Here is a 24317-nt window from a genome sequence, read left to right as displayed (position 1 = left end):
TCCTTTCCGGCGGTCAGTAGGCGGTGGAGCTGTTGGCGGCGATCTCCTCGACGGTGACCTTTCCCCACATGCGCGCGTAGCACCACACGGTGTAGGCGAGGACCATCGGCAGGAAGATGACCACCGCCCAGAACATCACGGTCAGCGTCAGGTGGCTCGATGCGGCGTCCCACACGGTCAGGCTCGAGCCGGGATGGGTGCTCGACGGCATGATGAAGGGGAACATCGACAGACCCGCCGTCCCGACGATGCCGGTGATCGACAGGGCGCTCGCCACGAAGGCCCGGCCGGGCCGGCCCGCCCGGCTGAGCAGCATGGCCAGCACGGTGCCGGCGAATCCGGCGGCGGGGGCCAGCAGCGCCAGGGGCTGGCGGGAATAGACGTCGAGCAGGGCGCCGGGGGCCACGACCACCTCTTTCGCCAACGGGTTGGGCAGCGCGTCGAGGGCCGGCTGGCTGACGATGCGGTAGCCGTCGATGCCCAGCGCCACCCACACCCCGGCCAGCGCGAAGCCGGCGATAGCCACCGCGCCCATGATCCGCACCGCCGCCTGCGCCCGCCCGGCGATGGGGTCGAGCGTGCGCATCTGCAGCCAGATCGCGCCGTGCATGGTGAGCATGGCGAAGCTGATGACGCCCGCCAGCAGGGCGAAGGGGTTGAGCAGCGGCAGCAGCGCGGTGAACAGCGAGCCTTCGTAGTGCGGGCGCAGCAGGGAATCCAGGTGGAAGGGAACCCCCTGGATCAGGTTGCCGAACGCAACGCCGAAGATCAGCGACGGGACGGCCCCGCCGGCGAACAGGCCCCAGTCCCAGGCGCGGCGCCAGCGCGCATCGCCGATCTTGGAGCGGTAATCGAAGCCGACCGGCCGGAAGAACAGGGCGAACAGCACCAGCAGCATCGCCATGTAGAAGCCGGAGAAGGCGGCGGCGTAGACCGCCGGCCAGGCGGCGAAGATGGCGCCGCCGGCGGTGATCAGCCACACCTGGTTGCCGTCCCAGTGCGGCCCGACGGTGTTGATGACGACGCGGCGCTCGGCGTCGGTGCGGCCGACGAAGGGCAGCAGGTTGCCGACGCCCATGTCCATGCCGTCGGTGACGGCGAAGCCGATCAGCAGCGCGCCGACCAGCACCCACCACACCAGTTTGAGGGTTTCGTAATCCAGGATCATGGCAGGGGTGTCCTCGTCATTCGGCCGGGGTGGGAAGGGGGCCGGCATGGCCGCTGCGCGGCCGTTCGTCGTCATCAAGGTCGGCGGCGCCGCGTCCGCGCTCGCCATGGTAGCGGCCGGTGCCCAGGGACGCCGGACCCTTGCGGGCGAAATGGACCATCAGGTACATCTCGATCACCAGCAGGAACGTGTAGAACCCGATGAAGCCGGTCAGGCTGAAGATCAGGTCGGCCGTGGTCAGCGTGGAGGTGGCGAGGAAGGTCGGCAGCACCTCGCCGATGGCCCAGGGCTGGCGGCCGAACTCCGCGACGAACCAGCCGAGTTCGCAGGCGATCCACGGCAGCGGAATGGCGAAGACGAGGGCGCGCAGCAGCCAGCGCTGCTGCAGGATGGTGCGGCGCATGTTGAACCAGAACGCGGCACCGATCAGGAACAGCATCGCGAATCCCAGTGCGACCATGATGCGGAAGCTGAAGAACAGCGGCGCCACCGGGGGAATGGTGTCGCGGGCGGCGCGTTCGATCATCGCGTCCGTGGCGTTGGCCACGTCCTCGGTGTAGCGCTTCAGCAGCAGGCCGTAGCCGAGGTCGACCTTGTGGGCGTCGAAGGCGGCCCGCACGGCGTTCGACCGGTCGCCGGCGCGCAGCTTTTCCAGGTTCTCGTAGGCGACCATGCCGCTGCGGATGCGCGCCGCGTGCTTCTGCACCAGGTCGGTGATGCCGGTGACCGGTTCGGTGGTGGAGCGGGTGGCGATCAGGCCGAGCGCATAGGGAATCCTGACCGCGTAGTCGGTCTGCATGGTCTCGTCGTTGGGCAGGCCGAACAGGGTGAAGGCGGCCGGCGCCGGCACCGTGTGGTACTCCGCCTCGATGGCGGCCAGCTTGGTCTTCTGGACGTCGCCCAGCTCGTAGCCGCTCTCGTCTCCCAGCACGATCACCGACAGCACCGCGGCGATGCCGAACCCCGTCGCCACGGAGAAGGAGCGCCCGGCGAAGGCGAGGTCCCGGCCCCTGAGCATGTACCAGGCGCTGATGCCCATGACGAACATGGCCGCCGTGACATAGCCGGCGGCGACGGTGTGGACGAACTTCACCTGCGCCACCGGGTTGAGCAGGACCTCGGCGAAGCTCTGCATCTCCATGCGCATGGTCTCGGCCGAGAACTCGGCGCCGATCGGGTTCTGCATCCAGCCGTTGGCCACCAGGATCCACAGGGCCGACAGGTTGGAGCCGAGCGCGGTGAAGAAGGTGACCGCGAGATGCTGGCGCTTGCTCAGCTTGTCCCAGCCCAGGAAGAACAGGCCGATGAAGGTGCTCTCCAGGAAGAACGCCATCAGCCCTTCGATGGCGAGCGGTGCTCCGAACACGTCGCCGACGTAGTGGGAGTAATAGGCCCAGTTCGTGCCGAACTGGAACTCCATCGTCAGGCCGGTGGTCACGCCGAGAGCGAAGTTAATGCCGAACAGCTTGCCCCAGAACCGCGTCATGTCGCGGTATATGACCTTTCCGCTCATGACATAGATGGCCTCCATCATGAACAGCATCCATGAAAGGCCGAGCGTCAGCGGCACGAACAGGAAATGGTACATGGCCGTTGCCGCGAATTGCCATCGCGACAATTCAACGAATGCATCGTCGATCATCAATCTGCTCCTGGCGGGAACCCGGGCGCCGCGGTGTCCGGCGGGCGCCGGCGATTGCGAGCAGGCTGACGCAGTGTTCCGCAGGCCGCATTGAAATGTCCCCGCCCCCCGGCGGAATTTTTTGAAGAATTCTCAACCGCGCCGGAAGTCTTTGTGCAGTTGCAAAAAAGACCCCGCCAACCATAGGGTCGGCGGGGTCGTGTGACGGCACAGTGTTCGGGCAGTCGAAATTGCGCAACGCCGGCTGCCGGTCATTCCGCCGGGGCGGGCCGGTCGGGCGGGCGCGGGGTGTCGGTGCTGCCGGCGGGTGCGGGGTGGTCGAGGTCCTCCCAGCCGGTGATCATCGCCCGGATGTGCGCGAACACGCTGTGGCCGGTCGTTGTCAGATAGACATGGGCGATGACGAAGGCCGCCATCAGGAACGCCGCCGCCGTGTGGATCAGGGCCACGACCTCAAGCGACAGGCCGAGATCGCGCACGGCCGCCTCGTTGATGTACAGGTAGAGCACCCCCGACACGATCAGCAGCGGGTTGATGACCAGCTTCAGGAACAGGTAGGCCAGCCGCTGAAGCGGGTTCAGCTTGGCGCCCACGGTCTTGTGGTAGGGGTGGTGTTCACCGCGGAAGATGCCGACGGCGTAGAAGCGGGCGACCGAGGTCAGCCGGTGCAGCGTCGGCACGTACTGGCGCCACTCGCCCGTGGTGAAATGCCAGAAGATGGCGAAGGCCCACAGGATCAGCAGGGCGTAGGCCAGCAGCGAGTGGATCTGCGCCGCCCGACCCCAGCCCAGCAGGTGCCACAGGCCGTGGACTTCGCCGCCGGTGGCCATCAGGGACAGCACCAGGGCCGCCTGCGACCAGTGCCAGAACCGCTCGAAGCGCTTGTAGACGTAGACTCCGGGCATCAGGACCTCCGGCGGAGCAGGCGGGACAGGAAGCGCAGCAGCGCGTGGCCGGCAACACCGGCACCGACGAGACCGACCAGGGCGAAGCCCGCCAGGTCGAGCAGAGGGGCGCGGTCGCGCCCCGGCATGTAGAAGCCGGGCAGTCCGGCGAGACGGCCGTCGCGCGCGTGGCACTCCTCGCACGCCAGGGCGTTTTCCTTCGGCGCCACCATGTGGGTGATCGGCCAGTACATCCGGGTCTCGATGAAGCCGTAGGTGCCGCTGTAGGGCAGGCCGGCGTAGTCCATGCCGACCCTGATCGAGGTGTCGTAGTCGAAGCCGTTCCAGAACGCCGTCCGGTCTTCCGGCGGCCCCCAGACGTGGTTGACCACCAGCGTCTTGTTGACGGGATCATAGGGCTGCTTGCCCCGCATCTCCTTGAAGGGCCAGATGCGGGCTCCGGGGTCGTCGGGGCCGCCGGCGAACCGGTTGAGGATGAGCAGGGCGCTGTCGTCGATCCGGTCGATCAGCGTCGTCTGGTTCATCACCCCGTTGAACCAGGCGTAGTGGGGGCGGACGTTCTCGCCATGCTCGAAGTCGCCCTTCTCCGCGGAATAGGAGAGGTGGCCGTGGTCGTCCCGGATGAAGACGGGCTTGCCGTCGGCGTCCCGGCGGCCGGCGGTCGACCAGTCCCACAGCGTCTTGGTGGCGACACCGCCGCGCGCGAACTCGGGGATGTGGCAGGTCTGGCAGGCGACGCGATCGGTGTGGTCGTCCAGCTTCGCGTGGCCGGCGGCGGCGTGGGGCCGGTCGCCGTGGCAGGACTCGCAGGTGGCGCGGTTGAAGTCGTCGTGCGGCAGGTCCTTGCCGTGGGTGTCCCTGGCCGTGGTCGTGTAGCGGCTGCCGGACGGGATGTGGGCGTTGAAGGTGTGGCAGTCGGAGCAGGCCATGTTGGCGCCGTCCGGTGCCATGTGCACGTCGACCCGGCGGGGCGGTGCCTTCAGCGAGCTGTCGAGGTCGCCGTGCTTCACGCCGTCGCCGCCGCCGCCGCTGAAATGGCAGGCGCCGCAGGTCGCGCGGCTCGTGGCGCCGACGCTCTGCGCGACCCGGGCGAGGTCCGGCGGAGTCATCATCCGGCCGCTGCCGGCCGGGAACTCGGTGGGCTCGTAGACCGGGTGGCCGGCCCCGTGCGCGATCTTCTTATAGGTCCCGGTGGTGTCATGACAGACGATGCAATCGACATTGTCCTGCCGGGAGAAGTCGAAGTTCTTGTCCACCCAGCCGTATCCGGCGTGGCAGGAGGTGCAGCGCGGCTCGTTCGACAGGGGCGAGCCGCAGAAGCTGTTCATGGTCCGCGTCTTGCCCAGACGCTCGCCGGTTCTTTCGTTGAGGAAGTCCCAGGTCCAGTGGACGGATTTCATGACCTGGTGGGCGGCTTCGTTGTGGCAGGTCAGACAGGCTTCGGTGACCTCCGGTCCGCTGGCGAAGGGTCCCTTCAGCGCCTCGAAGCGGGAATGGTCGGCGGTGCTTGCCGGCTGGCCGGCCGCGTGGACCGCCGCCATCGGCACGAGGGCGGCCAGGACCAGGAGGCCGGCCGCGATGGTTCGGTGCAGGGCGCGCATGATGGACTCTCGGGGCAGGCGGTGGCGATTTGTTGTTTGGGTATACGGACGTTTCCCCATAGGTTGCCTTGATGATTCGCAACGTCGTGGCGGCCGGGAAAAAAGAAGCGCCGCCGCCCCGAGGGGTGGTGGCGCTCACCACCGCACACACCGCGGTGCCGGGGCCGCTGACGCGGTTTCAGGCGTGGCCGTGGCTGTGCCCGTGCCCGTGCCCGTCGTGCGGGTCGGGCGGGGGGAGGGTGCCGTCCAGGTAGGCGGCGACGGCGGTTAGCGGGTCGGTCTCCGCCGTGGCCACCGTGACGACGCCGCGCTCGCGCAGGCGGGCGACGAAGCCCGGACCGGCGCTGCCGGCGATGACCACATCGACCGCGTCCAGCGGATGCGGTCCGCCGGCGAAACCGTGGAACGCCATCTCCTTCGGCAGATCCAGGCGGCCCGTCTCGACGGGGGGTGTTCCGGGCTCGGCATCGTACAGGACGAACCGCCGGGTCTTGCCGGCGTGGGCGGTGATGGTGCGGAAATTCTGGCTGGCGACGGCGAATTTCATGGCGGGGCTTCCTCGCAAACGCATCGGCAAGGCTAACGCCGGCACCGCCGCCGTGTCGTTGCGGATGCGCAAGGGGACGGGGGCCGCGGCGTTGACGATCTCCCGCCCGCGGTCGATCTCACCGCCGCGCCCTCATCCCCCCAGCCGCGCGGCGGCCGCCAGGTCCTCCTTGCGCCGGGCGACGCGGCGGTCGTAGCTCGCCCGGTTCTTGGTGCAGACCAGGGTGTGGGGGCTGCCCTTGCGCAGGGTCCGGGTGTCGACGTCGCAAGCGGAGCGGCGAATCGTCTCCTCCACGTGGGTGCGGTCGCCCTGGATCGCCTTGAGCGACCAGGAGTCCTGTCCGGGGTCGTCGAGGAAGCGGGACAGTTCGGCGCACAGCGGGCAGGTGCAGGGCAGGGTGGCGGGGCGGCGCCAGTCGCGCGGCGGCTCCAGCGGCAGGGCGATGCGGGCGCGCAGGTGGGCGAGTGCGGCATCCCGCAGATCCCCGGCGGCCGCGCGCACGCCGTCATCCGCCTCCCCGGCTCCGTCGGCGAGGGCAAGGGCGGCGGGCACCAGCGTCGCGTCGGGCGTGTAGGAGGCGGGCTGCGCCAGGGCGCGGGCCACCGCGCGCCGGGCGAGATCGGGGTCGACCGGCCCCAGGGCGCGCAGCGCGTCCACCAGCAGTTCGGGCGGCACGGCCGTGGGTGCGCCCCATCCCTGACGCTCCGGCGGTGCGGCGGGGCCGCCGGGCAGCGCATCCAGCAGCAGCGCCGCGGCGGGCGCCAGGCTGCGGCGGGCATCGGCGGGCAGCACCCCGGCGGCGGCGGCCAGCATCGCAAGGCGGGTCGCCGTCGTGACCGCCGTGCCGGCGACGATGCCCCCGATCAGGGCCGCGGCGCGCTCCGGCTCCAGCCGTTCGGCGGCGTCGGCAAGGGCGGGGGCGTCGGCGGGGGCGAAGCCGCCGACGTCGCCCAGCCGCTGCAGGAACGCCGCGATGCGCTCCCCATCCTCCAGCCGAACCAGCGCCGCCATCAGCCGGGTGGCGTCGCCCGCCCGTTGCCGGTCCTGGACCCAATGGGACGAACCCTGCCAGTCCTCCACCAGAAGGCCGGCGAGCGCCCGGGCCTGCCGGCGCAGAGAGTCGCCGTCACCGGACTCGCCGGCGTTCCGTGCCCGCTGCGTCAGGCTACCGAGATGGCCGAGGGCGATGGTGCGGCCGGCGCCGGCGATCACCCGCAGGAACCGCACGTCCGGCCACAGCACCAGGGCGGCGCGGCTGTAGGTCCGCTCGAACGAGGCGCCGGCGTTGCCCGTGGCCTCCGAGAACTCCTCCTCGTCGGGCTCCAGCTCCTCCAGCCGCTCCGGCGGCACCACCTCCGCGTCCTCGAAGGGCAGTTCCTCCAGCCCGGCGTCGCCGTCGTCGGGGCCGCGCCACTGCGACAGGGTGGCCCGCCGCTCGGTGACCTCGCCGGCCTCCATCTCCGGTTCCCCCCGGCCGCCGCGGCGGTACCCGCGGTCGTAGCCCCGGTCGTAGCCGGTGTACTCCGCGATGCCGGACTCTTCGATCGTGAGCAGGGCGAGATGCAGGGCGCAGCCGGCCCGTCCGGCGGCATCGGCCAGCACGGCGGCCACCGCCGAATCGGCACCCTTCAGCGTCGCGAACCCCAGCTCCGCCCGGGTGTAGGCGTGCTCCAGCGGGATGACCAGCTTGTCGGGGCAGTCGTCGTCCGGATGCCCGGTGGCCACCGTCCAGCCGGTCAGCAGGCCGGCCAGGCGGGCGGTCTGCCGCTCGTGGTCGGGCGGGCGGGGCAGGCCGGTGCGGCCCTGCCAGATCAGGTTGAAGATCAGCGTCAGCCGATGGCCGGACGCGACCGGCGTCACCTCGTGGACGCAATCGGCGTAGAAGGCGGCGAACCGTGCCTCCGCTGCGTCTTCGGGGCTGAGGTCCAGCCGCTCCTCGCGATCGCGGTGGCGCACGATCAGCGTGCCGCCGGCGGCGGGGCCGGCGGAGGGCAGCACGACCACCAGGGTGGCGAACATGCCCGGCGCCTTCTCGGTGTCGCGGTGGCCGACGAAGAAATCACCCTCGGCGTAGAGCAGCAGCTTGTACAGCTCCGCCGTCACCGGCCCCTCAACGCCCAGCCCTTCGGCGACGCGGGCGACGATGCCGTCCAGCACCGCCGGCCAGTGGCGCCCGGTCAGGCCGACCCGGGCACCGTCGATCTGCCAGGTCCGCCGCACGCCGAGGTCGGTCAGCGTCGCGGCGCGGCGGCCGTAGGGCGCGCGCTCCGCCACCGCGGCGAGCTGCTCCGCCTGCACCGGCAGCAGCGGCAGCGCGACGGGGCCGACCCCGTCCACCACCAGCCCGGGGTTGGGCAGATCCACGGTGCCGGAGATGCAGACGTCACCGGGGCGGTCCACGGTGGCGAGGACGTCGGCGACGTCGGCGTTGAGCGAGGGCATGGCGCGGCTCCGCGGGAGAGGCCGGCGCGCAGGGCCGGCAAGGGGCAGGGGTGGCGGGACGGCCATGGTGGCGCGGCCGCCGGGCGGCGGCCATGGTGGCGCGCCCGCCGGGCAGCGGCAAGGGGGCGTTGCCTCACGCCGCCGGCGCTGCCCCCTCGCGCTCCAGCACGGCCAGAAAGGCTTCGACGACGCGGGGGTCGAAGTGGGCCCCGGATTCCCGGCGGATCAGGTCGATGACGGTGGCCTGTTCCCACGCCTCCTTGTAGGGGCGGCGGTGGAGCAGGGCGTCGTAGACGTCGGCCACCGCGACGATGCGGGCGGCCAGGGGGATGGCGTCGCCCTTCACGCCCCGGGGATAGCCGCTGCCGTCCCACTTCTCGTGATGGCACTCGGCGATGGCGCTGCCCAGGGTCAGATAGCTGTCACCCGCCACCATCGCCGCCGATTCCCGCAGGATGCGGCCGCCGATGGCGGCGTGTTCGCGCATGGTGCTCATTTCCCCGGGGTCGAGGCGGCCGGGCTTGCGCAGGATGTGGTCGGGCACCGCCACCTTGCCCACGTCGTGCAGCATGCTGGCCAGGCCGATGCGCTCCACGAAGACGGGATCGGCGGCCTCCGGGCAGGTGCCGCGGGCGTTCAGCTCCGCCGCGATCAGGGTGGACCAGCGTTCGATCCGGCGCACGTGGCTGCCGGTCACCTCGTCCTTGAACTCCGCCAGCTTGCCCAGCGCGTGCACGGTGGCGCGCTGGGCGTTGAGGAGCTGGTCGTAGAGGAAGACGTTGTCGAACCCCACCGCCATCTTGGCGCAGAACAGCTCCACCAGCCGGCGGTCGAGATCGGACGGCGGCGGGTGGCCGTCGATGACGATGACGCCGGCCGGGTGGTTGCGGGACCGGAAGGCGGCGACGCTGTGGTGCGGCCGGTGGATGTTGGCCGGACCCGTCAGGGCGGCGTGCACGTCCTCCAGAATCTCCGGCGGCACCAGCGCCCCGGCGGGCCGGCCGGCGCCGCCGGCGTAGACGCCGGAACCGGCCAGCACCGTCAGCCCGCCCCCGTCCGCCGGCGGAGCGCACAGGACGGTGCCGCGCGCGCCGTGCAGCAGCGGGCCAATCCACCTCACCACGCCGTCCGCGAAGCGGTCCAGGGTGCGCTCCCCGAACAGGGTGGCGGCGGCGTCGACGATGTGCTCCAGGCCGCGGCGGCTGCGGTCGATGGTGGTGATGTGCTGGTACGAGCGCAGTGCGGCCACCGTCGCGGTGAACAGCGTCTGCGCCGTCAGCTCGCTTTTGGCCTTGTAGTCGTTGATGTCGTACCCGAGGATCACCCGCCGTTCCGGCGCCTGGCCGGGCTGGCCGGTGCGCAGGATGATGCGGACGCGGTGGTTGCCCAGCTCCTCCCGGATGAAGCGCACCAGCCGCAGCCCGGCGTCGTCGGTCTCCATCACCACGTCCAGCAGCACCACGGCGATGTCCGTGTGGCTGCGCAGCAGATCCCGCGCTTCGGCGGCGGAACGGGCGCCGAGAAAGTCCAGCGGCCGTCCCTCGAACCGGACGGTGCCCAGCACCACGGTGGTGATGGCGTGCACTTCCGGCTCGTCGTCGACGATCAGAATGGTCCAGGGAACGGCATGCGCGGCGTCTTCGGCGCTGCCGTCTTCCTCCTCTTCGTCGGCGAACAGCAGGGACTGGTCGTCGGGGTCCGCGTCCAGGGTCGCCATGGCCGCTCACTAACGCTGATTTGAGGTACTTTTGGGAGGCACTTGCCGAAAGTCAATTCCCGCGCAGGAGACCGGGGAGGGACGCACCGCCGCACCCCTCCACCGGGGTACCCCCGATGCCCGCACGCGCCGCGTGCCGTTGCGGTGGACGCCGCACCCCGGTCCCGTGGGACCATGCGGCCGTCCGCCCGCCGCACGGGGCACACCGACCGGGGGAATGCCATGATACCCGACGCCTGGGACATCGAACTCCGCCAGGGCGCGCTCGACACCGCCCGGCTCCTGCTGGAAACCGGCTGCATCCGTTACGATCCCGACCACCCCTGCCGCCACGCCTCCGGGCTGGTCAGCCCGATGCACGTGGACACCCGTCCCTTGCTGGGCGACGTGGCGGCACGGCGGCGCGTGCTCGACTTCGCCGTGCGCATGATCGGGCAGGAGATCGGTGACGGCGCTCCCGACGCCATTGCCGCGGCGGAAGGGGCGGGGGTGGCCTTCGCCACCCTGCTGGCCGACCGTCTCGACCGGCCACTGGTCTTCGTGCGCAAGGACGCGCCGGACGCCAAACCGTTCAAACACCGCATCGAGGGCCGGGTCGAGCCGGGCGCGCGCGTCCTTCTGGTCGAGCAGCTCGCCACCGACGGGCACCGCAAGGCGCGCTTCGCCGAACCGCTGCGGGCCGCCGGATGCGACGTGCGCGACGTCTTCGTCCTGTTCCGCTACGGCATCTTCGACCGCATCCACGAGAACCTGGCGCCGCTGGGCCTGACCGTCCATGCCCTGGCCGACTGGTGGGACGTGCTGGAGGCGGCGGAGCGCGGCGGTTACCTGGACGCGGGCGCCCTGGCGGAGATCCGCGCCTACCTGCACGACCCCGAGCACTGGACCGAGCGCCGGGCCACCGCCGCCTGACGGCGCCGATATGATGCCGCTCACCCGTCCAGCGCGACCGGCCCGTCGGCGGCGACGGCGGCAAGGCGCTGGACGACCGCCGGGCGGGGCCGTGCGGTCACGCCCTGTTCGAACGCCACCACCTGCAGATGGCCGCGCACCGCCTCCGCCAGCTCTCCGGGATGCAGCAGGAACGCTGGGTTGGACGGCTTGCCGAACCGCTCGTTGCCCGCGGCGAAGGTCTCGTAGAGCAGCACCCCGCCCGGCGCCAGCGCGTCGATCAGCGGGCCGAACAAGGGCCGGTGCAGGTAGTTGGTGACCACGATCCCGGCGAAGCGGCGGCCGGCCAGCGGCCAGGGGCTGCCGTCTTCCAGGTCGGCGCGGATCAGCTCGACGCCCGGCGCGCCGGTCAGGTCGGCGACTCCGCCGAGGTCGCGGTCGACGCCGGTGACGGGATGGCCGCGGTCGCGGAACAGGCGCAGGTGCCGGCCGCCGCCGCAGGCGAGGTCGAGCACCGATCCCTCCGGCGCCACCAGCCCGGCGAACCGGACCACCCACGCCGCCGCGGCGCCGGGGGCTGCGGAATCGCAAGCTTTCATCGGTGAACCCTCCTATATAGTGGATCCTTCGGATCGGGCCGGGGGCGGAACGGACCCCGCCGGGCAGAGCGCCGGCCCGCCCCTCGCAAGGATGCGTCCGCAGCATGATTCTGTTCCAGTTGAAGTGCACGTCCGATCACCGTTTCGAGGCCTGGTTCCGCGACGGTGCCGCGTACGACGCCCAGGCCGCCGCCGGCACCATCGCCTGCCCCGTGTGCGGTGACACCGCCGTGACCAAGGCCCCCATGGCGCCGCGCATCGCGAAGGGGCGGACGGCGGAGGAGAAGCGGGCGGCGGTTGCCGCGGAGGTCGTCCGCCAGCTCGGCGAATTGCGCCGCACGGTCGAGGAAAACTGCGATTACGTCGGCGACCGTTTCGCCGAGGAGGCGCGCCGCATCCACTACGGCGAGACGCAGGCCCGCGGCATCTACGGCGAGGCCAGCGGCGAAGAGGTCAGCGAACTGCGCGAGGAGGGGGTCTCCGTCGCCGCCATCCCGTGGCTGCCTCGTACCGACTCGTGACAATTCCTATTCTAAGCAAAACACTCTGAGCAGCCAGCAGTATCGGTCAAGGCCCCGTCGCAAGACGGGGCCTAAACATTTGTTCATGTTCGGCCGCGTCAAGACTCATTTTTGCGGAATACCAAATCAATTTGGTTGACGATCCTCCTTGTTTTAAAGACGATGCATCGCGAGTGCCGGAAATCAGCCGATAAAATTACTATGGTACTCGATGAGGGGACGTGCGATGCAAGATAACGCTCAGAAAATCCTGAACAATCCGAAGTTCCAACAGTTGGTCGCCCGCCGGTCCGCCTTCGCGTGGGTGCTGTCGGCGGCGATGCTGGTCATCTACTTCGGGTTCATCCTGCTGGTCGCCTTCGGGAAGTCCTTCCTGGGGGCGTCGCTGGCGGGTGGTGTGATGACGGTCGGGGTGCCGGTGGGCATCCTGGTCATCGTCTCCGCTTTCATCCTCACCGGAATCTACGTGTACCGGGCCAACGGTGAGTTCGACGAGCTGAACCGCCAGATCCTGGAGGAGCTGAAGTGATGGCTCCGCTGCTCCCGCGGGCGGCCGTCGCCGCCGCCGCCCTGCTGTCCGCCGCCCTGCTGCCCGCGACCGCCCTGGCCGCGGCGGTTGAAGGAAAGATCGAGAAGCAGGGCCTGAACCTCGAAGCCATCGTGATGTTCACGATCTTCGTGGTGTTCACGCTCGGCATCACCTATTGGGCTGCCCGCCGCACCAAGTCCGCCAAGGACTTCTACGCCGCCGGCGGCGGCATCACCGGTTTCCAGAACGGCCTGGCGATCGCCGGCGACTACATGTCGGCGGCCTCGTTCCTCGGCATCTCCGGCCTGGTCTACGTCAACGGCTACGACGGCCTGATCTACTCGGTGGGCTGGCTGGTCGGCTGGCCGATCATCCTGTTCCTGATCGCCGAGCGGCTGCGCAACCTCGGCAAGTACACCTTCGCCGACGTGGCCTCCTACCGCTTCCGGCAGACGCCGATCCGCTCGCTGGCGGCCTGCGGCTCGCTGGCGACCGTGGCGTTCTACCTGATCGCCCAGATGGTCGGCGCCGGCAAGCTGATCCAGCTCCTGTTCGGCATGGAGTACCTGTACGCCGTCATCATCGTCGGCGTGCTGATGATCGCGTACGTCACCTTCGGCGGCATGCTTGCCACCACCTGGGTGCAGATCATCAAGGCGGTGCTGCTGCTGTCGGGCGCCACCTTCATGGCCCTGGCCGTGCTGTACGCCTTCGGCTTCTCGCCCGAGGCGATGTTCGCGAAGGCGGTGGAGATCCACCCCAAGCACGGCGCCATCATGGCCCCCGGCGCGCTGATCAGCGACCCCATCGACGCCATCTCGCTGGCCATGGCGCTGATGTTCGGCACCGCCGGCCTGCCGCACATCCTGATGCGCTTCTTCACCGTCGCCGACGCCAGGGAGGCGCGCAAGTCGGTGTTCTACGCCACCGGCTTCATCGGCTACTTCTACATCCTGACCTTCATCATCGGATTCGGCGCCATCACCTTCCTGATGACCGATCCGTTCTACATGACGGTGGCGGCCGACGGCAGCTACAACCCGATCGCGGCGATCCGCGGCGGCAACAACATGGCGGCCGTCCACCTGGCCCACGCGGTCGGCGGCAACCTGTTCTACGGCTTCATCTCCGCCGTGGCCTTCGCCACCATCCTGGCGGTGGTCGCGGGTCTGACGCTGGCCGGCGCCTCGGCCATCTCGCACGACCTCTACGCCTCGGTCATCGCCCGCGGCCGGGCCAACGAGCGCGACGAGATCCGCGTGTCGAAGATCGCCACCGTGGCGCTGGGCGTCGTCGCCATCCTGCTGGGCATCGCCTTCGAGAACCAGAACGTCGCCTTCATGGTCGGCCTGGCCTTCGCCATCGCCGCCTCGGCGAACTTCCCGGTCCTGCTGATGTCGATGTTCTGGGGCCGCATGACCACCCGCGGCGCCGTCATCGGCGGCTGGATCGGGCTGATCTCGGCGGTTGTCATGCTGGTGCTGGGTCCGACGGTGTGGAAGGCGGTGCTGGGCCACGAGACGGCCATCTTCCCCTACCAGAACCCCGGCCTGTTCTCGGTGACCCTGGCGTTCGTGTCGATCTGGTTCTTCTCGATCACCGACCGCAGCCAGGGTGCGCGCAACGAGCAGAAAGCCTACGAGGCGCAGTACATCCGGGCTCAGACCGGCCTGGGTGCGGAAGGCGCCTCGGCGCACTGACGGGGCCATTTACCGGGTTCGGTCAGTCTCGACGTCCGAACCCGGTATCGGCCGCGACGGCGGCCGCGGCCCGCCAGGGCCGAAGCCTGCGTGGCGTTTGATACGGCTTCCGGCAGATCCGTAGGATCTGTTGGAAGCCGTCGAACCTGACAGATGAAGGCCGCAGGCCTTCATTGAAAGGGGCATACGGGTGAAGCCTTCAGGCGGAAACCGTATGAACGCAGCGGTCAGGATGGTCCTGACCGCGTATGATCACCTTCCGCCACGCGCGGGGGTGGTGTAGCCTCAACGACGCCCCGGGACCCCAGGTCCCGGGGCGTCGTCCCTGTCCGAAGCACCCGCGTACGGAGCCGGCCGGCCATGCCCCCACCCCACGCGCCCGCCCCCCGCTCCGCCGGCAGCCTTCCCGCCGGCCTGATCGACGCCTTTCCCCTGGACGCCGCCCCCTTCGACCGGCTGGAGCCGGCGCAACGGCTGGTTCTGCTCGACTCCCTCGACCTCGGTGTCTACGGCGCGGGGGAGGTGCTGTTGCAGCGTGACGAGCCCGCCGACGCCCTGTTCGTGGTGCTGCGCGGGCTGGTGCACGAACGCCATGGCGGCGAGGTGGCGGCCACCCACGGGCCGGGGGGTGTGTTCGACCTGCGCGCCCTGTTCACCGGCGGCCAGACCCACAGCTTCGTGGCCGCCGCCGACACCCTGTGCGCCCTGGTGCCGCGCGAGACGCTGGAGGCGCTGGCGCGGAGCAACCCCGACTTCGCCGACCGGGTGCACCGGGACTTCGCCGACCGCCTGCGCGCCCTGGCCGACGAGCGGGCGAACCGCGAACTGACGGCGCTGACCATGCTGCGCATCCGCCAGGCGTACGTCCACCCGCCCGTCTTCGTCGACGCGTCCGCCAGCCTGCGCGACGCCGCCCGGGCTATGCGCGACCGGCGTGCCACCGCCGTTCTGGTGCGCGACGGCGAGCGCACCGGCATCCTCACGGGCACCGATCTGCGCGACCTGGTGGTGCTGGACGGCCGCCCGGTGAGCGAACCGGTGGGGCCGCTGGCCCGCTACAGTCTGATCACGTTGGACGCCGACGACCCGCTGTTCAACGCGCTTCTCCTGATGACCAAGCATTCGGTGCGGCGCATCGTCGTCACCGAACAGGGGGCGGTGACCGGCGTGCTGGAGCAGATCGACCTGCTGGGCGCCCTGTCCAACCATTCCCGGGTGGTGGCGCTGCGGGCGGAGCGCGCCGACGATCCGGAGGACCTGGCGCGCGCCAGCCACGACACCATCGGGCTGATCCGCACTCTGCACGCCACCGGCGTCAAGGTGCCCTTCATCGCCGATCTGGTGACCGAGCTGAACCGCAAGATCTTCCGCCGCCTGTTCGAACTGCTGGCGCCGCCGGACCTGCTGGCCAACGCGTGCCTGATCGTCATGGGCAGCGAGGGGCGGGGGGAGCAGTTGCTGAAGACGGACCAGGACAACGGCCTGATCCTGCGCGACGGCTACACCTGTCCGGACCTGGAGCGGATCACCGCCGAATTCACCCGCCACCTCGTCGCCTTCGGCTATCCGCCGTGCCCCGGCGACATCATGGTGTCGAACCCCGCCTGGGCGCGGCCGCTCTCCGGCTACAAGGAATCGGTGTTCCGCTGGATCCACCGGCCGGACGAGTCGGCGCCGCTGAACCTGGCGATCTTCTACGACGCGCAGGCGGTGGCCGGCGACGCGGCGCTGCTGGACGAGGCGCGTCGCTACCTGCTGGATCATGTGCAGGACAACCAGGGCTTCTTCTTCCAGTTCGCCCGGCCGGTGCTGGCCTTCGACACGCCGACGGGCCTGTTCGGCGGTCTGTTCGAACGGCGCGGCGGCCAGACGCTGGACATCAAGAAGGCGGGCATCTTCCCGCTGGTGCACGGGGTGCGCGCGCTCGCCCTGGAAAAGCATCTGGGCGAGACCAACACGCTGGCGCGCATCTGGGCGCTGGCCGACCGCGGCGCCCTCGACCGCCCCTTCGCGGCGGAGCTGGCCGAGACCTTCACGGTGCTGTCCACCCTGCGCCTGAAGGCCCGCATCGACACCGAGCAGGGGGGCCCCGGCGGGGCCATCGACAACACCGTCCGCACGGCGGAGATGTCACGGCTCGACCGCGACCGCTTCAACGATTGCCTGGCCGTGGTCAAGTCGTTCAAGCAATTCATCTCCCACCACTTCCACCTGAATCTGCACTGAGGGGAGGCGGCGATGCTGAGCGACCTGAAGGCGCGCCTGACCGGCCAGAGGCTGAGCGACCCGGCCTACGCCTTCCTGCTGGAACCGGCGGCCGGGGCCGAGCCGGTGGCCCTGCAGATCGAGGCGACGTCGCGCGACGCCGCCCGCGCCGACCTGCGGGCGGTGGCGGCGGTGCCCATCCGGGGCCACCGCATCCTGGCCAGCGGCGCGCTGCGGCTGAGCTTCTGGCCGACCGAACCGGCGGAACCGGCGCTGGACCGTCTGCTGCGCTTCGTCGCCAACCGGCCGCTGGTCGGCCACGACCTGGATTTCACCCTGGGCGTTCTGGACCGCATGGTCCAGCCGATGATCGGCATCGCCTTGCCCAACCCGCGCATCGAGGTGTCGGGCCTCTATTACGACCGCAAGCGGCGCAGCGCCACCCGGGCGGCCATCGACCTGCGCCTCGACGCCATCCTGCGCGATCTCGACCTGCCGGTGCCCGACGACGGCACCGCCTACGCCGCCGCGCTGGCGGCGGCCATGGCGTACCTGCGTTTGCAGTGACCGGACCGGCGGCGTCGGGCCGCCGCGTCAGGCCAGTTGTTCGCGGGTGACCCAGAACACCTCGCCGAAGCTGCCGGCGGTTTCCAGCCACAGGAACTCGATGTCGGGGAACTCCGCCTCCAGCGCCTCGCGGCCGCTGCCGAACTCGCACAGCAGCCCGCCGTCGGGCGTCAGGTGCCTGGGGGCTTCCTTCAGGATGCGCCGCACGATGTCCAACCCTTCCCGCCCGCCGCCGGCCAGCGCCATGGCGGGTTCGTGGCGGAACTCCGGCGGCAGGGCCGCCATGGCGTCGGCGGCCACGTAGGGCGGGTTGGTGAGGATGACGTCGTAGCGGCGGTTCTTCAGCGGCTTGAACAGGTCGCCCTGGTGCAGGGTGATGCGGTCGGCGAAGCCGCTGTCGTCCACGTTGCGCCGCGCCACCTCCAGCGCGTCGGCCGACAGGTCGACGGCGTCGATGCGGGCCTCCGGGAAGATGGTGGCGGCGAGGATGGCGAGGCAGCCGGACCCGGTGCACAGGTCCAGCACGCTCTCCACCGCCGTCGGGTCCTCCACCAGGGTGAAGTCGTCGCCGCCGAACAGATCGGAGAACAGCAACTCCCCGATGTAGGAGCGCGGCACGATCACCCGCTCGTCCACATAGAAGGGGATGCCCTGGATGTAGGCGCGGCGGGTCAGGTAGGCCGCGGGCTTGCGGGTGGTCACCCGCGCCTCGATGATCCCCGCCACGGCGCTGCGTTCCGGCGCGGTCAGCCGGGCGTCCAGATAGGGTTCGAGCTGGTCGATGGGCAGGTGCAGGGTCTCCAGCACCAGGAACACCGCCTCGTCATAGGCGGTCGCGGTGCCGTGCCCGAAGGCGATGTCGGCGGCCCGGAAACGGCTGACGGCGTGGCGGATGAAGTCGCGGACGGTCAGCAGTTCGGCGGCGGCGGTGGCGGAATCGATGTCGGTCACGGGCGGGCACCGCGGATGGTGGTGGACACGCCGGATGTACCAGTTCGACCCGCGCGCCGTCCATCCTCCGAACGCCCCTCCCGTGGCCGCGGTCAGGCACAGCGCTGGCCGGGCTCGGTCGGGGACAGGACGACGGGCAGAACGACCACGCCGGCCCCCGCCGGCTCGCCCGCCGCAGCGCCGTGGCACAGCCGCTCGAAGGCTTCCGCGTGGCGGCGGGTCTCGGCGTGGAAGGCCATCATCCGCCGCAGATCGGCCAGCGCGCCCGCGGCATCGCGGGTGGCGTCGGCATGGCCGGCCTGCTCCGCCAGGCGGGCGTCGGCTTCCGGCGTGCGGGGCAGGGTCAGGATCTCGGCCATCGGGGTCCTCCTTCGTTCGACCCGCCCATACAAGCACATTAACGACTTGTTAGCCAAACGTTAAGGAGCCGTTAACCATGTGATCTTGTTGAGGCGCAGCGTCAGCGCGGGCGCTGCGCCTCGGCCAGCAGCCGGGCGCCGATGTAGCCGCGCTGGCCGTTGCGGCCGCGGATGCGGTACCAGCCGTCGTTCCCGCCGGACACCACGGTCACCGTGTGGCCCTTTTCCAGCACGTCCAGGATCGGTGCGCCGCAGGACGGGGCGGCGCGGATGTAGGCGTCGGTCAGCGCCCGCGCCACCGTCCCCGGCGGTGCGATGCGCAGCGGCGGCGGCGGCAGGCCGTCGGGGATCTGGCACAGGCCGGTCACCCCGTCGGCCGAATCGGCGCGCGGCTTCGGGGTCGCCGACGGCGCCGGCCTGCGATCGGTGAGGTAACCCGACGAGACGTAGCCCGCCGGCCGGCCGTTGCGGGCCACCCGCGTCCAGCCCGGCGGCGCTCCGGGGAGAGCCCGCAGCGCTTCGCCTTCCGGCAGGCCGTCGAGGATGGCGGAATCCCGCCGCGGCGCCGCCCGCAGCCAGACCTCGCGCGCCACCCAGACGGGGCGTCCGGCCGGCCCCGGGGGTGCGGGTTGTGTCGGCTGTGCCGTCGGTGCGGGGCGCGGGGTCGGAACGGGGGGCGGGGCGGCGGGGGGAGGCGCCGGCCTCGCGGTTGCCGCCGGTGCCGCGGGGGTCGGCTTCGGCACCGGCACCGGCACCGGCGCAGCCGTCGCCGCGGGTGGCGGCGGGGGTGGGGGCGGTGCGACGGTGGGCGGCGGTGGCGCCGGCCGCGCCGGAGCGGGGCGGGGCGGAGGCGGTTCGGCCGCCGGCGCGGTGGCGACGGGGGGCCGTGCCGGCACCGGCTCCACCGGAGGCGGCTCCACGCGTGGCGCGGGGCGCTCGGCCGGCCGCGCCAGGGGGGCCAGCAGAACGTCGGGCTGCGGCGCCGGCCAGACGATGCGCGGCGGCGGGCTCCCGTCGCTGCCGGGTGGCAGGACGGGGGTGAGGCGCGGCGGTACCGGATCGGGCGGCGGGCGCGGGGTGAATCGCTCCTCGTCCGCGGCTGCTGCTGCGGCGGCGCCCGGCGCCAGGGCCAGGGCCAGGGCCAGGGCCGGCAGGATCAGGCGGGCGGCGCGACGAGCCATTGCCAGGGTCAATCCAGGGTGACCCGCGCCACCAGCGTCGGCAGCGTCTGGCAACGGAACAGCCCGTCGAGCGTCATCTGCTCGCTCAGGCGCAGGGTCAGCCCGCAGCCGTAGGCGTGCAGCGCCAGTTCCGTCTGGGCGAGCTGGCCCGAGGCGGTGGAGGGCCGGGCGATGCTGTAGCCGGGCGCTCCCATGGTGCCCACCAGCGCGCCGGAGACGGCGTTGAACGACGCCACCTCCACCGTCAGCGGCCCCAGATTGTGCAGCACCGTTTCCGACTGCGGGTCCTCGCGGGTGGCGAAGAGCTGCACCGGTATGATGCGTTTGCGCGCCATCCAGTCGCGCAGGGCCAGCCCGGCCAGCACCGGGTCGCGGCTTTTCAGCGCCGCTTCGACGGCCAGCTTGCGCAGGGCGGTGTCGTTGCCCCCCAGCGCCGCCTCGAAGGCCGCGATCTGCCCCGGCCGGTCGCCGCCGGTGAGCCGGGCCCGCAGATCGGTGATCTGCGCCGCCCGCGCCGCAACGGCGTGCCGCTCCCGCTCCGCCCGTTCGGCCTCCGCCGTGGCGGCGGCGATCTGTTCGGCCAGCAGCGTCTCCTCGCGTTCGCGGCGCGCCCGCTCGTCGGCGAAGCGCTGCTCGGCTTCCGCGGTGCGGCGCGCGCGCAGCTCCCGCGCCTCGTCGGTGCCGGCGACGACGGTGTGCCCCGGCAGTTCGCTCAGCGGCCGGCCGATACCGTCCAGCACGTCGGGATTGTCGGGTGCCAGCACCGGGACCGCGCCGTCCCCCGCCGCCGAGGCGGTGCCGGTCAGGATCTTCTCCAGCCCCGGCCGGGCAACGGGACTGACCACAGTGAACGGACCGTCCTGCTGTTCGACCGTGAAGGTCGGCCGGGTCAGGCGCAACCGCGCCCGGAACCGCACGCTGCCGGGGTCGGCGGCGGCGTCCAGGGTCACGTCCTCGACGCTCCACAGATCGGGCACCGCGCGGGTGATCGCCAGGTGGACCGCGTCGGGGGCGGGGCGGGTCGCGGCCGGCGGCGTCACCGCCTCCGCGGCGGCCGCCGCCGGCACCGGACCGGCCGCGGCCAGCCCCGCCGCCAGCACCGCCGCCGCCCCCCACACCGCTGCCGGCCACCCCATCGCCCACCTCGTGCCGTTTCCTCCGCACCCCGGCGGAGTCCCCCGTTCGGCTACTGGTACGGCGAAGCGGTGGCGATTGGAAGCGCCATTTGCCGGTTTGCAGACGGCTCCGGCGGGCCGCTGCGCAGCTTCGGCGGGCCGGTGCGGCGGGGGATCCCGTTCGTTTTATCCCTCCTGTGTCGCCGCGCGCGACCGATGGTCGAATTCTTCATGGCGGGCACACGCCCGTTGTTCTATTCTGACACACATACGGATGCAGTTCGTGCCCGGGGGTGGCACGGGGCGGGGCGTCCGGGACGGAACGGGGGAGAGGCACCGCGCACCATGCCGAGTTCTGGGTCGAATTCCGGTGATTGGAAGGAGCAGTCGACGCTGATCTGCCGCAACGTGACGGTCAATGGCCGCCGCACGAGCCTGCGCATGGAGCCGCAGCTCTGGGATTCCCTGAAGGAGATTTGCGATCGCGAGGACCTGACGCTCAACGAACTGTGCACCGAGATCGATTCGCGCCGCGGCGAGGCCAATCTCACCGCGTCGATCCGGGTCTTCATCGTCAGTTACTTCCGCGCCGCGTTGCGGCCGCGATCGCGCCCGTCGAAAACGGGCCTGGAGGAGCCGGCGCAACCCGATCTGGATGGCCGTCCGCAGCCCGCCGACCGCGGTGACCTGCTGGACCTGGCCCTGGCCGAGGCCGTGCCCCTGCCCGAGGACCCGCGCAACCGCCGCCGCCGCTGAGGGGCAGAAGGCGCCGACCGGCTTACCAGACGAGTCGGGGCAGGGCCCAGGCGGGCAGATGGCCCGACGCCTCGATGGCGGCGGCCAGCCGCTCGGGATCGGCGGGGGCGCCCCTGGCGCCGCCCAGCTCCTCGTGGTGGATGCCGCCGGTGACCAGGGCGGCGTCGATGCCCGCGGCGTTGGCCCCGGCCACGTCGGTGCGCAGGCTGTCGCCCACCGCCAGGATGCGGCGCTTGTTGGCAATGCCCATCAGGGCGAAGCAGCGCTCGTAGACCGGGGCGTGCGGCTTGCCATGGTGGAACACGGTTCCCCCCATGGCCTCGTAGCGGGCGGCGAGCGTGCCGGCGCAGATGACCATCCGCTCGCCCACCATCACCACCAGGTCGGGATTGGCGCACAGCATCGGCAGACCGCGGGCGATGCAGGCTTCCAGGGCGGGGACATAGTCGTCCAGCCCTTCGTCGAAGTCGACGATGCCGGTGTTGAGGACGAAGTCCGCCTCCTCCGGCCGGTCGGCGAGCGTGTAGGGCAGACCTTCGTAGACGTCGGCGTCGCGGTCCGGCCCCATGTGGTAGAGCCGGGTGCCCAGCGCCGCGTGCCAGGGATCGTTCCGGTCCCGCAACGCCTCATACGCCGCTTCGCCGGAGGTCATGACGTACCGGTAACGGTCGCGCCCGATGCCCATCCCGGCCAGCTTGGCGATCACCCCGTCGGTGCGCCGCGGCGCGTTGGACAGCAGGCACAGCCGCTTGCCCGCCGCGGTCAGGCGGTCCAGGCACTCCTCCACGCCGGGATAGGGGCGCTCGCCGTCGTGGATGACACCCCAGAGGTCGAGGATCATTCCATCGTAACGATCGACGATGGCGGACATGCCGGCGATCTGCGGAACGAGGTGCATGGCGCGGCCTTCGGGGCGGTGGGGCGGGCGCGCCTTTAAAGCACGGTTGCGGTGCGAAAGAAAGGATCCGGCCGGTGGGTCCGCCCGGGGGCGGTGCTGCGCCGGCCATCGCCCCCGGTCCGCAGCCTTCCGGAGCACGCCCCCCGAATCGGCGAGAGGCGGCGGTGCTGCGCCGGGATCCGGCCATGGCGAGTCGCATCGCCGAGGTTCCGGACGGGGCGGCGCCGCCCGGCCCTTGAATCAGCCGGCCAATGGCCGTACATTGATGCAAAGGAGAACGGACATGGCGGAAGCCCGACGCAAGCCCACGAGCGGGCGCACGCGCGCCGAACGGCTGGAGGCGCGGGTGACGGCCGAGCAGAAGGCGCTGATCGAGCACGCCGCCGCCCTCCAGGGACGGACGGTAACCGACTTCGTGTTGACCAGCGTGCAGGACGCGGCCCGCCGCGCCATCGAGGATCACCGGCGTCTTGACCTGTCGGTGCGCGACGCCCGGGCGTTCGTGGACGCGCTGCTGAACCCGCAGCCGGTCAACGACCGCCTGCGCGACACCGTGCGCCGGTACCGCGACGCCACCGGCGTGTGACCCGCGTGACGACGGAACGGGACGCCGCTCCGCGGGTCGAGCCGCTGCGGCCCCACCACGACCGGGCGGCGTTCGACTGCGGCGTCGAGCCGCTCGACCGCTATTTCCGATCGCAAGCGGGGCAGGACGCGCGGCGCAATCTTGCCGCGCCCTTTGTCCTGGTGCTGTCGAACGGCACCGTTGCCGGCTACTACACCCTGTCGGCAACCGCCGTTCCCCTGCCCGAACTGCCGCCGGAGATCGTCCGCAAGCTGCCACGCTATCCCCTGGTGCCCGCAACCCTGCTGGGCCGCCTGGCGGTTGACCGACGCCTGCGTGGCCGCGGCTTCGGCCGCTTCCTGCTCGCCGACGCGCTCTTCCGCTCGGTGCGCAGCGAGATCGCCTCCTTCGCCGTCATCGTCGAGGCCAAGGATGATGAGGCCCGCCGCTTCTACGAACGCGAAAGCTTCCTGCCGTTTCCCGACCAGCCGCGGCGCCTGTTCCGGCCGATGGCGGATGTGGCTGCATTGTTCGGGTAGCGACAGGGCCGAACAGCGCAGGGGCGGCGGGTCAGCCGATCAATCGTGGCCGGAACCGGTGGGCGATGGTCGGCCAAAGCTGAATCGGCCCCGAAGGGGCAATTTCAATGCCTTGACAGGAAATTATCGGGAAAATTGGAGCGGGCGAAGGGATTCGAACCCTCGACCCCAACCTTGGCAAGGTTGTGCTCTACCCCTGAGCTACGCCCGCGCTCCGTGCCGTCCGCGCCCGTCCGTCCCCGGTGGGGAGGGGGTGCCCGGCGTGCGGCGGACTATACAGATCGGCCGACGCAATGCAAGCGTCATGTTGGCGCTTTCCCGGGATGGCTGGACGGACCCCGGTGCCGCGGGGTAAAAGTCCGCTCATGTCCCACGGTGATCACACCCCGCCGCCTCCGCCCCTGCCGACGTCGCCGGACCAGCTCCTGGCGCGGCTGGAGGCGCTGGGCATCGCCACCGCCACCCACGCCCACCCGCCGCTGTTCACGGTGGAGGAGAGCAAGGCCCTGCGCGGTGAACTGCCCGGCGGCCATTGCAAGAACCTGTTCCTGAAGGACCGCAAGGGCGCCTTCTGGCTGGTGGTGGCGCTGGAGGACGCGCCGGTGGCGCTCAACAGCTTCGACAAGGTCATCGGCTCCGCCCGCCTGTCCTTCGCCTCGGCCGACCGGCTGTGGGAAGTGCTGGGGGTGCGGCCGGGGTCGGTCACGCCCTTCGCCCTGATCAACGACACGCACCGGCGCGTCAGCGTCGTCCTGCAACAGGCGATGCTGGAGCACGACCCGCTCAACTACCATCCGCTCAGCAACGATCGCACCACGGCGATCGGCGCGGCCGACCTCCTGCGCTTCATCCGCGCCTGCGGGCACGACCCCCGCATCGTCGACTTCGGCCGGGAGGGCGGCGGATGAACCCTCACTTG

General features: G+C 71.1%; 23 protein-coding genes and 1 tRNA gene. 10 read left to right on the top strand and 14 right to left on the bottom strand.

All coding sequences use genetic code 11. From position 1 onward, the window contains the following. Positions 1-13: 13 nt before the first annotated feature. From cydB to G472_RS0115855, 7 genes are all read right to left on the bottom strand, one after another. Positions 14-1168 (bottom strand): cytochrome d ubiquinol oxidase subunit II, encoded by a 1155-nt coding sequence (gene cydB, locus G472_RS0115885; protein ID WP_029009184.1) that lies wholly within the window; start codon positions 1166-1168, stop codon positions 14-16. A gap of 16 nt (positions 1169-1184) precedes the next feature. After that, positions 1185-2810, bottom strand: coding sequence for a cytochrome ubiquinol oxidase subunit I (locus tag G472_RS33575; RefSeq protein ID WP_084536685.1), 1626 nt, complete (start codon positions 2808-2810; stop codon positions 1185-1187). Between the two features lie 251 nt (positions 2811-3061). Then, positions 3062-3715, bottom strand: coding sequence for a cytochrome b/b6 domain-containing protein (locus G472_RS0115875; protein WP_029009183.1), 654 nt, complete (start codon positions 3713-3715; stop codon positions 3062-3064). Continuing rightward, positions 3715-5316, bottom strand: a complete 1602-nt coding sequence (locus tag G472_RS0115870) for a tetrathionate reductase family octaheme c-type cytochrome (RefSeq protein WP_035692609.1) — start codon at positions 5314-5316, stop codon at positions 3715-3717. Before G472_RS0115870 ends, G472_RS0115875 begins: the two co-directional genes overlap by 1 nt. A 178-nt stretch (positions 5317-5494) precedes the next feature. After that, a complete protein-coding gene (locus tag G472_RS0115865; RefSeq protein ID WP_029009181.1) occupies positions 5495-5863 on the bottom strand; it encodes a NifB/NifX family molybdenum-iron cluster-binding protein in 369 nt (122 codons plus the stop codon). Between the two features lie 132 nt (positions 5864-5995). Next, complete coding sequence (locus G472_RS0115860) at positions 5996-8305, bottom strand: 2OG-Fe(II) oxygenase (RefSeq protein ID WP_029009180.1); 2310 nt, start codon at positions 8303-8305, stop codon at positions 5996-5998. 133 nt (positions 8306-8438) lie between these two features. Then, positions 8439-10022, bottom strand: coding sequence for a response regulator (locus tag G472_RS0115855; protein WP_035692607.1), 1584 nt, complete (start codon positions 10020-10022; stop codon positions 8439-8441). Positions 10023-10244: 222 nt separating this feature from the next. Here G472_RS0115855 and G472_RS0115850 point away from each other — a divergent pair, with 222 nt between their 5' ends. Continuing rightward, a complete protein-coding gene (locus G472_RS0115850) occupies positions 10245-10934 on the top strand; it encodes an orotate phosphoribosyltransferase (protein WP_029009178.1) in 690 nt (229 codons plus the stop codon). Positions 10935-10954: 20 nt separating this feature from the next. Here the strand turns inward: G472_RS0115850 and G472_RS0115845 are convergent, their stop codons facing one another. Beyond that, on the bottom strand, positions 10955-11512 hold the full coding sequence (locus G472_RS0115845) for a class I SAM-dependent methyltransferase (RefSeq protein WP_029009177.1): 558 nt from the start codon (positions 11510-11512) through the stop codon (positions 10955-10957). A 104-nt stretch (positions 11513-11616) separates the two neighbouring features. Here G472_RS0115845 and G472_RS0115840 point away from each other — a divergent pair, with 104 nt between their 5' ends. From G472_RS0115840 to G472_RS0115820, 5 genes are all read left to right on the top strand, one after another. Further along, positions 11617-12033, top strand: coding sequence for a DUF1178 family protein (locus G472_RS0115840; RefSeq protein WP_029009176.1), 417 nt, complete (start codon positions 11617-11619; stop codon positions 12031-12033). 226 nt (positions 12034-12259) lie between these two features. After that, a complete protein-coding gene (locus G472_RS0115835; protein ID WP_029009175.1) occupies positions 12260-12562 on the top strand; it encodes a DUF485 domain-containing protein in 303 nt (100 codons plus the stop codon). Continuing rightward, complete coding sequence (locus G472_RS0115830) at positions 12562-14262, top strand: cation acetate symporter (RefSeq protein ID WP_029009174.1); 1701 nt, start codon at positions 12562-12564, stop codon at positions 14260-14262. The genes G472_RS0115835 and G472_RS0115830 overlap by 1 nt, the downstream gene beginning before the upstream one ends. A 360-nt stretch (positions 14263-14622) precedes the next feature. Further along, complete coding sequence (locus G472_RS0115825; RefSeq protein WP_051340887.1) at positions 14623-16488, top strand: DUF294 nucleotidyltransferase-like domain-containing protein; 1866 nt, start codon at positions 14623-14625, stop codon at positions 16486-16488. Between the two features lie 12 nt (positions 16489-16500). Then, positions 16501-17034, top strand: coding sequence for a 3'-5' exonuclease family protein (locus G472_RS0115820; RefSeq protein ID WP_029009172.1), 534 nt, complete (start codon positions 16501-16503; stop codon positions 17032-17034). A 27-nt stretch (positions 17035-17061) separates the two neighbouring features. Here the strand turns inward: G472_RS0115820 and prmB are convergent, their stop codons facing one another. From prmB to G472_RS0115800, 4 genes are all read right to left on the bottom strand, one after another. Then, on the bottom strand, positions 17062-17985 hold the full coding sequence (prmB, locus tag G472_RS0115815) for a 50S ribosomal protein L3 N(5)-glutamine methyltransferase (protein ID WP_029009171.1): 924 nt from the start codon (positions 17983-17985) through the stop codon (positions 17062-17064). A gap of 92 nt (positions 17986-18077) precedes the next feature. Beyond that, positions 18078-18344 carry a hypothetical protein gene (locus tag G472_RS0115810; RefSeq protein ID WP_029009170.1) on the bottom strand — a complete coding sequence of 89 codons (267 nt, stop codon included), beginning with the start codon at positions 18342-18344 and terminating at the stop codon, positions 18078-18080. A gap of 101 nt (positions 18345-18445) precedes the next feature. Beyond that, positions 18446-19525: an SH3 domain-containing protein gene (locus G472_RS38860; protein ID WP_156927136.1), complete on the bottom strand. Its 1080-nt coding sequence runs from the start codon at positions 19523-19525 to the stop codon at positions 18446-18448. 8 nt (positions 19526-19533) lie between these two features. Further along, positions 19534-20661 carry a hypothetical protein gene (locus tag G472_RS0115800; protein ID WP_029009169.1) on the bottom strand — a complete coding sequence of 376 codons (1128 nt, stop codon included), beginning with the start codon at positions 20659-20661 and terminating at the stop codon, positions 19534-19536. Positions 20662-20985: 324 nt separating this feature from the next. Between G472_RS0115800 and G472_RS33565 the strand changes: the two genes are divergently transcribed. Further along, the gene (locus tag G472_RS33565) at positions 20986-21396 is read left to right on the top strand and encodes a ribbon-helix-helix domain-containing protein (protein ID WP_084536683.1); all 411 of its coding nucleotides are present in this window, start codon (positions 20986-20988) and stop codon (positions 21394-21396) included. A gap of 22 nt (positions 21397-21418) precedes the next feature. Here the strand turns inward: G472_RS33565 and G472_RS0115790 are convergent, their stop codons facing one another. Beyond that, positions 21419-22294 (bottom strand): TIGR01459 family HAD-type hydrolase, encoded by an 876-nt coding sequence (locus G472_RS0115790; protein ID WP_029009168.1) that lies wholly within the window; start codon positions 22292-22294, stop codon positions 21419-21421. Between the two features lie 283 nt (positions 22295-22577). On the opposite strand from G472_RS0115790, the gene G472_RS0115785 reads away from it, so the two are divergent. Together G472_RS0115785 and G472_RS0115780 are read left to right on the top strand one after the other, a co-directional pair. After that, positions 22578-22880 carry a type II toxin-antitoxin system TacA family antitoxin gene (locus tag G472_RS0115785; protein ID WP_029009167.1) on the top strand — a complete coding sequence of 101 codons (303 nt, stop codon included), beginning with the start codon at positions 22578-22580 and terminating at the stop codon, positions 22878-22880. Between the two features lie 5 nt (positions 22881-22885). Next, positions 22886-23398, top strand: coding sequence for a GNAT family N-acetyltransferase (locus G472_RS0115780; RefSeq protein WP_029009166.1), 513 nt, complete (start codon positions 22886-22888; stop codon positions 23396-23398). Between the two features lie 136 nt (positions 23399-23534). Here G472_RS0115780 and G472_RS0115775 read toward each other — a convergent pair. Next, positions 23535-23609: transfer RNA gene (locus G472_RS0115775), tRNA-Gly, on the bottom strand. A gap of 154 nt (positions 23610-23763) precedes the next feature. Between G472_RS0115775 and G472_RS0115770 the strand changes: the two genes are divergently transcribed. Continuing rightward, a complete protein-coding gene (locus G472_RS0115770) occupies positions 23764-24306 on the top strand; it encodes a prolyl-tRNA synthetase associated domain-containing protein (RefSeq protein WP_029009165.1) in 543 nt (180 codons plus the stop codon). Positions 24307-24317 lie beyond the last annotated feature (11 nt).

It is taken from the genome of Azospirillum halopraeferens DSM 3675, from assembly GCF_000429625.1.
In the GTDB taxonomy this organism is placed as follows: Bacteria; Pseudomonadota; Alphaproteobacteria; order Azospirillales; family Azospirillaceae; genus Azospirillum; species Azospirillum halopraeferens.
This window is presented reverse-complemented; position numbering and strand designations above follow the sequence as displayed.

Coding starts and splice junctions, on each gene's coding strand:
- G472_RS33575 (WP_084536685.1), bottom strand. CDS start 2,810: ATGATCGACGATGCATTCGTTGAATTGTCGCGATGGCAATTCGCGGCA.
- cydB (WP_029009184.1), bottom strand. CDS start 1,168: ATGATCCTGGATTACGAAACCCTCAAACTGGTGTGGTGGGTGCTGGTC.
- G472_RS0115850 (WP_029009178.1), top strand. CDS start 10,245: ATGATACCCGACGCCTGGGACATCGAACTCCGCCAGGGCGCGCTCGAC.
- G472_RS0115865 (WP_029009181.1), bottom strand. CDS start 5,863: ATGAAATTCGCCGTCGCCAGCCAGAATTTCCGCACCATCACCGCCCAC.
- G472_RS0115855 (WP_035692607.1), bottom strand. CDS start 10,022: ATGGCGACCCTGGACGCGGACCCCGACGACCAGTCCCTGCTGTTCGCC.
- G472_RS0115835 (WP_029009175.1), top strand. CDS start 12,260: ATGCAAGATAACGCTCAGAAAATCCTGAACAATCCGAAGTTCCAACAG.
- G472_RS0115810 (WP_029009170.1), bottom strand. CDS start 18,344: ATGGCCGAGATCCTGACCCTGCCCCGCACGCCGGAAGCCGACGCCCGC.
- G472_RS0115840 (WP_029009176.1), top strand. CDS start 11,617: ATGATTCTGTTCCAGTTGAAGTGCACGTCCGATCACCGTTTCGAGGCC.
- G472_RS0115790 (WP_029009168.1), bottom strand. CDS start 22,294: ATGCACCTCGTTCCGCAGATCGCCGGCATGTCCGCCATCGTCGATCGT.
- G472_RS0115860 (WP_029009180.1), bottom strand. CDS start 8,305: ATGCCCTCGCTCAACGCCGACGTCGCCGACGTCCTCGCCACCGTGGAC.
- G472_RS0115770 (WP_029009165.1), top strand. CDS start 23,764: ATGTCCCACGGTGATCACACCCCGCCGCCTCCGCCCCTGCCGACGTCG.
- G472_RS0115875 (WP_029009183.1), bottom strand. CDS start 3,715: ATGCCCGGAGTCTACGTCTACAAGCGCTTCGAGCGGTTCTGGCACTGG.
- G472_RS33565 (WP_084536683.1), top strand. CDS start 20,986: ATGCCGAGTTCTGGGTCGAATTCCGGTGATTGGAAGGAGCAGTCGACG.
- G472_RS0115870 (WP_035692609.1), bottom strand. CDS start 5,316: ATGCGCGCCCTGCACCGAACCATCGCGGCCGGCCTCCTGGTCCTGGCC.
- G472_RS0115820 (WP_029009172.1), top strand. CDS start 16,501: ATGCTGAGCGACCTGAAGGCGCGCCTGACCGGCCAGAGGCTGAGCGAC.
- G472_RS38860 (WP_156927136.1), bottom strand. CDS start 19,525: ATGGCTCGTCGCGCCGCCCGCCTGATCCTGCCGGCCCTGGCCCTGGCC.
- G472_RS0115830 (WP_029009174.1), top strand. CDS start 12,562: ATGGCTCCGCTGCTCCCGCGGGCGGCCGTCGCCGCCGCCGCCCTGCTG.
- G472_RS0115825 (WP_051340887.1), top strand. CDS start 14,623: ATGCCCCCACCCCACGCGCCCGCCCCCCGCTCCGCCGGCAGCCTTCCC.
- G472_RS0115785 (WP_029009167.1), top strand. CDS start 22,578: ATGGCGGAAGCCCGACGCAAGCCCACGAGCGGGCGCACGCGCGCCGAA.
- G472_RS0115845 (WP_029009177.1), bottom strand. CDS start 11,512: ATGAAAGCTTGCGATTCCGCAGCCCCCGGCGCCGCGGCGGCGTGGGTG.
- G472_RS0115800 (WP_029009169.1), bottom strand. CDS start 20,661: ATGGGGTGGCCGGCAGCGGTGTGGGGGGCGGCGGCGGTGCTGGCGGCG.